This is a genomic window from Psittacicella gerlachiana, from assembly GCF_003585965.1.
Taxonomy (GTDB): Bacteria; Pseudomonadota; Gammaproteobacteria; order Enterobacterales; family Psittacicellaceae; genus Psittacicella; species Psittacicella gerlachiana.
In genome coordinates this window covers 1-3,521 of the sequence record NZ_NRJF01000253.1, presented here as the reverse complement: position 1 = coordinate 3,521, position 3,521 = coordinate 1, and the positions used below count along the sequence as shown (strand labels likewise).

At 33.1% G+C, this 3,521-nt stretch carries 2 protein-coding genes; both read left to right on the top strand.

Going from position 1 to position 3,521, the window contains the following annotated elements; all coding sequences use genetic code 11:
* Window positions 1–110: 110 nt before the first annotated feature.
* Entirely contained in the window at window positions 111–791 is a 681-nt protein-coding gene (locus CKF59_RS07275) for a S24 family peptidase (protein ID WP_119535265.1), read from the top strand.
* Between the two features lie 534 nt (window positions 792–1,325).
* Window positions 1,326–3,485, top strand: coding sequence for a DNA topoisomerase 3 (locus CKF59_RS07270; protein ID WP_119535264.1), 2,160 nt, complete (start codon window positions 1,326–1,328; stop codon window positions 3,483–3,485).
* Window positions 3,486–3,521 lie beyond the last annotated feature (36 nt).

Here is a 3,521-nt window from a genome sequence, read left to right as displayed (position 1 = left end):
ACCTTAACTTTATAAACCGCATTTCCCTACGAAAAAATTCATCAGGTTACGCTTTAAAATAATTTTATCGTAACTATTTTTATATTAACTTTTAATATTGGAGTCTGACCTTGGCAAACAAAGATAACACCAATACCTCTCTACCTGAAACGCCAAAACGCGGTCGCGGGCGTCCAAGAAAGATAAATGTTATTAAAGGTAGCCCTGCTGCTTTAGGATTAGTTGACAAAGAGCAACTAATTAAAAGTAATAAGGACTATGTACCTTATGATAAATTGCATGAGTTAACTAACTTTGCTAATAATAAACAAGCTGTTGAAGATTTTACTAATCGTCGTCTTGCTGAAGCAAATGAAAAAAATACTCCTACTGAAATTCCTGGTTTTTTTGTAGAAATGCTTGATGTTGAAGCTTCAGCAGGACCTGGAACTTATAATGAAGGTTATGTTCCTACTCAGCAGGTATTTATTTCTAACTCTGAATATTATCGTAATTTATATACCGAAAACCCAAATAATCTTCGTGTTCTGAAAATTAGAGGTGACTCTATGGAGCCGATCCTTCATGATGGACAAACTTGTATTGTACGTTTAGAAAATAACTTTACCTCTTCAGGAATTTATGTCTTTACGTATGGTGATGTAACTTTTATTAAAAGATTACAAAAAACTAGAGACAGCTTTGTAGCCATCTCTGAAAATATTAAGTATCCTCCATTTATTATCGAAGATTCACAAAACTTTATTATTCATGGGAAATTAATTTTAGGTCTTGATTATACACGACTCTAAATTAATCCATTTTATGATCTCAACTTATCTCATAGAACCCTAGAACTTAATTCTAGATTTAAAACTAAAAAGTTTACGCAAAAAAGTAATAGAAAGATTACGTTATATTATGGTAATTCCTGTGGTGATTCCATAATATAGGTAGTCTTTTTTTTTATCTCAACTCGTTCATTTGGCATGAACCACAAAAAGGCATAATAGATATTAACTCTCCTCTATTGAGTACAAATTTGACTACTATGCTATTACCTCAAGAATTAATAAAAATATGCGATAAATATTTTTAATAAAATTTCTGTAGTATTATCTACCTCTGTTAAAAGGATTTTTTCCACTATAAAAAATCCTATTCTGATTTTTAAGATTCATACCTAGCAAAGCTACAGTGCTAAATCAAAATATTTTCTGTTACTATTTGCCTTAGTTTAATTGAGATAAATATCAAGAACAACACAAAAATTTCAGCCTTAATTTATAATAATAAAGGTTAAACTCCTTCTCACGCTTATTTAATTTCTTTTTTTCAGCTCGCACATGATTTTTAATGCCAAAACTTTAATTATTGCGGAAAAACCTAGTGTGGCTCGAGAAATCGCTAATTTTCTTAGCCAAAAACTCAAGCTCAAACCGCAAAAAAGCCTAACTCACACTAATCTTGGTAATAATCTTGTCGTTACTCATTGTGTAGGACATCTTTTAAGTCAAGCCATGCCAGAAAAATACGATACTAAGTATGCTTCTTGGCGTTTAGAAGACTTGCCTATTTTCCCTCAACAATGGAAACTAGAAGTAACCTCAAGTACTAAAGGACAATTTCAAGCTGTAGCTAATTTTCTAAAAGATAAAAGCTTTCAATACATAATTCACGCTGGAGATCCGGATCGTGAAGGACAATTACTCGTAGATGAACTTTTTGTCCACCTTAAAATAGATCCTTACCAAGATCAACGCATTATTCGTCTTCTTGTTTCAGATTTAACTCCAAACGGTCTAAATAAAGCTTTTTCAGGTTTATTAGCCAATCGTGAACTCTATGGCATTAGTCAATCAGCTTTTGCTCGAGCTCATGCTGATTGGCTTCTCGGAATGAATCTTTCTCGAGCAGCTACTATCTATGCTCAAAAACAAAGTTTTCAGGGAGTGATCCGAATTGGAAGAGTAATGACTCCAGTAATGCAACTAATTTGGCAAAGACAAGAAGAAATTGAAAATTTTGTTCCCCAAGCATATTTTAATCTTTATGCTCAAGTTAAATCGGCTATAGGCAATAACTATCAAGTTGCTTATCATGGAGTTCCGAGTGATAGCCCATACTTTATTGTCAAACTAGATCTACTTCGTACTTTAGAAGCTCAAAAGCCTCAAAATTACCCCAATGAACAAAAAGCTACCCTCGAGCAATTAGCAAATGACGACTTCCTTTATCGTTTAGTTGATGCCAATGGTCACTTGATTAACCAAAAATTTATTGAGACTTTTCCAGCTACTCTTGCACAAAATCCTTTTGGTACCGTAACTAAAGCTCAAGAAAAAATTAAAGAGCAAAGACCACCTTTGGGCTTCTCTTTACATGATCTACAAACTTTAATGTACAATAGCTTTGGGATTAGTCTAGAACAAACTTTACAAGCTGTACAAAGTCTGTATGAAAAGAAATTTGTTACCTATCCCCGTACAGATTCTAATTACTATAATGAAACTGACTTTAATGATCGTCATACCATTATTCAGCATCTTTTAGAGCAAGCTCAAGAATTAAACCTCAATCGCCAAGATAAACACTTTAGTTTAAATCCTGAACAAAAATCAGCTATTTGGCAAAGCAAAAAAGTAACTAATCACTCAGCATTAGCCCCGACCACTCAAGCCTATAATTTTAATGGAAACTATGCAGAGAATATGGCATATCGTCTAATTGCTCAACGTTATTTAATGCAATTTATGCCTCATGCTAAGTATGCTGATTCTTTTTTACAATTAGAATTTGAGGCTTTTAATCGTCCTTGGGCTTTTACCGCTAAATCTTCAAGTCTGATTTCTCCAGGTTGGAAAATCTTTAGTCTTAGTACTAAAGAGAGAAATAAACTCGAAAACAAACAAAATACCACTGAGAATAATAATTCTTTAAGTAGTCTTGTTGCCAATCAACATGTAAGTAATATTACCGTTGGAGATCCAGTTGAAATCAACGATATGGCATTTGAAAATAAAGAAACAACTCCTCCAAGTTACTTCAATGAAGCAAGTTTACTTTCGGCAATGACTAATATTGCTCGTTACGTCTCTTCTCCTCAAGTTAAAAGCATTCTTAATGAAACCGACGGCTTAGGAACAGAAGCGACTCGTGCTTCTATTATTAAAAAACTCTTTGATAGCAACTACTGCTACAAAGAAAATAATAAGGATATTAAAGTTACTTCTATAGGCAAGGCTATTTTACAAGCTTTGCCTACAGACTTAACCAAACCTGATACTACCGCTCTATGGGAACTGGGTTTAAAAAATATTGCAGAAAACCAAGATAATTATCAAAACTTTATGCAAAGTATTGAACGTTGGATTGCTCAGCTATTACAACAAATGCAAGGTGAATCTCAAAAGTTTGCTTCTTTAGCTAACCTTAGTAATAAAAGAGAAACTAAGGGCAACAAGAATGGGATTCGCAGATATCAAAAGCGTAAAACCTCAACGTAGAAATTTATTAATGCTTAATAATTTAGAACGTAAAAA